6 protein-coding genes are annotated in these 4,117 nt (G+C 52.5%); 1 reads left to right on the top strand and 5 read right to left on the bottom strand.

From position 1 onward, the window contains the following. The 5 genes from Q2B33_RS23445 to Q2B33_RS24635 form a co-directional block, all read right to left on the bottom strand. The coding region (locus Q2B33_RS23445; protein WP_300823324.1) for a histidine phosphatase family protein at positions 1-463 on the bottom strand (463 nt) is incomplete at its 3' end. A gap of 127 nt (positions 464-590) precedes the next feature. Beyond that, on the bottom strand, positions 591-1,154 hold the full coding sequence (locus Q2B33_RS23450; RefSeq protein WP_300914306.1) for a hypothetical protein: 564 nt from the start codon (positions 1,152-1,154) through the stop codon (positions 591-593). After that, positions 1,144-2,550 carry a hypothetical protein gene (locus tag Q2B33_RS23455; protein ID WP_300564388.1) on the bottom strand — a complete coding sequence of 469 codons (1,407 nt, stop codon included), beginning with the start codon at positions 2,548-2,550 and terminating at the stop codon, positions 1,144-1,146. The genes Q2B33_RS23450 and Q2B33_RS23455 overlap by 11 nt, the downstream gene beginning before the upstream one ends. Further along, positions 2,453-3,427 (bottom strand): ABC transporter ATP-binding protein, encoded by a 975-nt coding sequence (locus tag Q2B33_RS23460; protein ID WP_300564390.1) that lies wholly within the window; start codon positions 3,425-3,427, stop codon positions 2,453-2,455. The genes Q2B33_RS23455 and Q2B33_RS23460 overlap by 98 nt, the downstream gene beginning before the upstream one ends. Before the next feature lie 82 nt (positions 3,428-3,509). Continuing rightward, entirely contained in the window at positions 3,510-3,689 is a 180-nt protein-coding gene (locus Q2B33_RS24635; RefSeq protein ID WP_300564393.1) for an ATP-binding protein, read from the bottom strand. A gap of 142 nt (positions 3,690-3,831) precedes the next feature. Here Q2B33_RS24635 and Q2B33_RS23465 point away from each other — a divergent pair. Further along, on the top strand, positions 3,832-4,117 hold a 286-nt coding region (locus tag Q2B33_RS23465; RefSeq protein ID WP_300823326.1), incomplete at its 3' end, for a hypothetical protein.

Here is a 4,117-nt window from a genome sequence, read left to right on the forward strand (position 1 = left end):
GCAAGATTGATACCCCGTTGCTTGCAGCGGGGTATTTGATTGCCTGGAACGTCTCCGCCATTCCTGTGGCGTCATGTTCATAGAGGGCAGCCGCAATATCGGGGAGCCGCTGGTTCAGCTCTGCAAAGGACGTTCCTCCTCCCAGCCAGCCTGTCACATTCCTCATGAAAACTGCGTTGTTTTCTGCCTCCATACTCCCCAGACACCATTCCCGCAGCCTTACATCCTTTTTTATCGGCACACCTTCTTTTCCGTTTGCTTCCAGAATCAGCTCTGCCGTCTGTACGGCACGGAGCATATCGCTGGCGTACACCGCATCAAAACCAATCCCCTTTAATTTATGCCCGATGTCAGCCGCCATCTGCCTTCCTGCTTCGGTGAGCGGTGAATCAGCCCATCCCTGCGCCCGGTCTAAGCTGTTCAAAAGCGTCTGCCCATGCCTGACTATGTAAAAACGAACCATGCTTTCACCTCCACTTGACAGTATAAGAGAGCGTGATTCAAATAGCAAGCGGTTACTTCAGCCATTCCCCCACAAGGCTTTGCCAGCGCAGCGCCCACGCTTCCTCCCCACAGAGATGCAACAGGCATCATCGATAGGAGGGCTTACAAAAAAGAAGGCTTGCCGCTGCTGCACTACAAATAAATAATACAAGCAATGGATGGATTCCGTTTGTAACGGGCTTAAGCATTGAATCACCAGTTCCGGCCTGTACCACAAAATAGTAACAGAACGCCCCCAAATACCCGGCGACTGTACTTTTTACAACAGAAGCACAAAGCAGCCCCGCAAACCCTAACGCCATACAGGCCGCAAATGCCCGGACAGCATATACCCCCATGGGGAATATGCTTCCACAGGCGCGCATATAGATCGCAAATACCAACACCAGCGCAAAAGCGCCCGCCATTGAGATTCCGATCCGCAGCGCTGCCACCACCCGGAAGGAAAGCGGGCGCAGAGCGACCATGCCATATAAGTCATGGGACTGTTCCCGGCAGAACAGGGATGTGAACATGGGGATTCCGACCAACGCCACCATCCGCTCCAGACAGTCAGCGGATTTTATACCGTCCAGATTTGCAGTCCCATAAATCAGCGGGATAACAGACAACAGCAGGATGGATGGAATGAACGCATTCTTATAGTTCATGCGGACGTTGACCCATAAAACCGTTAAAAAGTTTTCGGTTTTCAAAGATACCCACCCCTTTCCGTCTTGCCTCATATACGGCAACCGAGAGCGCCAAAAGCACAAAAGCCATACCGGAAATGAAAACCCTGTTCCACACCAGCATATGGATATCCTCCATCATCCTCCCATACCCTTTTAATGTATTATGGCGGACGATCAGGTCAAATAACTCATAATTTCCCCCTGCAATCCTGCCCACAGACGGCCTGCCCGCCAGCCAGAGCAGCCCTGAAACTAAAATGCCGGAATAATTCTCAGTCAGTACCGTCAGGAACAGCCCGATGGCCATGACCAGCAAGACTGTGGGCAGAATCCACAGCAAAACATATTTTGCAAAAGCAAATACATCCGGCTGCACTCCTGTCTCCCTGCAGAACCGCACCAGTGCCGCCAGCGACTTGACCGGGAAGATAAGGACAGGCAGCATCACCATACAGACGGATGCCCCAAAGCGGGTGCAGACCAGCCTTATGCCGGGAACCCTCCGCGGGTACACCAGCGCCTGCATCTTACGGCTCTTATCCCTCATCATCAGCTCGATCTCCACCAGGGCGGGCAGCCCTAAGGCCACCAGGGAAATACTGTCGCAGTAATACCTGGCAAATGCCCCTGTCACATGGTCTCCTTCATAGAATTCCCTGTGCTGCCGCTCCGTAACCGGACTTTCCTCCATATCATTCCCACCGTAATACAGCGCAAGCATTTCCTGGCTGAAATAGGAATTGCGCCCAATCATGGCATCCACCTCTCCCATGATCTCCCGGAAACGTTCAAATGTCACCTTGTCAAAACCACATTCCGGGTCTTGTGATGCACCGGCTATATCATCACTGTTTTCCGTATATTTCCAATCGCCGGGCTCTATGACAAACTGCCCGCTTTCGTTCTTTCCTCCCTCCCCCGGCTCAAGAACGAACCCGCCGCCGCCGGAAATCCGGAACTCTTCCGCGCCCTCCTTTCCTGCCGCTGCGTTTATCGCTTCCTCACTCATACCTGTCAGCTCTGCCAGGAAAGAAAGAATCCTCCTCTGCTCCTCCCCGGACATTGTCTTTGTTTTAACATATCCGAAAGGATAATATTCATACGTATTATTCCGGTAACTGTCCAAAAGCCGTGCGGCTGCCCCGGCCATCATATCTTCCTGCCTCTCCACCTCAGACAGCCGCTCGGAGTCCCCGGCATATATGCCATCCGGCGCAGTATAAAATACGGACGTGGGATCATCCTTCCCGCGAAGTTCATCCTCCACTGCCGCGTCAAATTGGCGGATGCAGACCAAAAACAATGCCAGCACATACAGCCAGTACAGGGCTCCCCTCGCTGTTTTTTTGCATTCCATCAGAAACAGGCTCATCCTTTCCCCACCCCCTTTCCAGTTGGCGCAGCAGCTCCATATAACCGTCCCATGCCGTAGGCGCGCAGGAAACGGGACAGAATGACGGAATTCCGTCAGCCAGCACACGGACTTTTGCATCCGATGCATGGCTCTGGCTGGACAGGATATAGTAATCCCTTTTGACCGCATCCTGCTCCTTTTTGGGGACGGCCAATTCATACACTTTCCCCTTCGCCTTTTTTGCCAACGCCCCCACCGTACCGGCAAACAGCAGCCGCCCGGCATCCAGTACCGCCACGTTTTCACACACCGATTCAATGTCGCTCATGATATGGGAGGACACAACCACGGTATGGCTGCCTGAAAATTCATCCAGCAGGGTATAAAAACGGAGCCTTTCTTCCGGGTCAAGCCCTGCTGTGGGCTCGTCAACCAGCAGCACCTGTGGGTCATCCAGCAGAGCCTGCGCAATGCCAAGCCGCCGTTTCATCCCGCCGGACAGCTTCCCTGCCTTTTTTGTCCTGTCCTCCCATAAATTCACCTGCCGCAGGAGCCGGGGGATGCGTTCCCGCCAGACCTCCCCCGGAATGTCAGAAAGCGCCGCCAGATAACGCATGACCTCCAGTACCGTCATATCCGGGTAAAAGGAAAACTCCTGGGGCAGATAGCCAATGAAAGGCCTGATTTTCTTTGTATCCTCCAGAGGGATCCCGTCAAATGTGACCTGCCCGCCGGAAGGTCTGCTCAGTGTGGCAAGAATCCGCATCAAAGTCGTCTTCCCTGCCCCGTTCCTTCCTACCAGCCCGTACATACCATTTCCGATAGAAAAGGTGATGCCGTCCAAAGCGGCCTTTTTTCCATAAACTTTCTTCAAAGATGCGATCTGTATCTCCATGAAAAAACTCTCCTTTCCAGCATTTATACGCTTAAGGAGAGTTTACCAGCTAAAAGTCTACATTCCGTCACAATGGATAGATTTATTCCGTTTTTATTTGCACCGTCACCCGCGCGCCGCCTTCCGGGGCATTATCGAGCAGGATGGCGCCGCCATGTTTCTGTGCAAGTATCCTGCATATGGTCAGCCCGATGCCGAAATGCTTCTTCTCCAGGGAGCGCCTTCCCTCCCTTTTCCCTTTATAACTTCTCGGAATCTTCAACCCTTATTTCATGGGGCTTTCAGAACCTATTTTTCAAAAATCACCCACTTTTTTCTCAAAAACACTTGACAAACCAGTCAAAAAATGCGGCGCTTCGCGCCCTTGATTATGAAGTATATTTTTTGATTGGAGGCGATTCTTGATGTTACCTTGTAACCCTGGCGGACATTCCGCCTACCAGGATACTTTCGTATCCGACTTCCTTAAGGCCTACCCCAATCCCTTTGTGCTTCCCAAAAGCACCTGGGACTATATCGTGCAGTTCTGGTACCTCGACCTTTCCCAGACGGATTCCATCATGCGGGACTGCTACTCTGTCTTTGGCCCGCCGCCACGGCTCCCTTCCTGCATGCTGCGCTCCTATCTGCTTGCCTTGAAACTGAAAGTTACTTCCATCACTGTCTGGTGCCGCATGCTTAAGGAAACTC

The sequence above is a fragment of the uncultured Acetatifactor sp. genome (assembly GCF_948601915.1).
Classification (GTDB): Bacteria; Bacillota; Clostridia; order Lachnospirales; family Lachnospiraceae; genus Acetatifactor.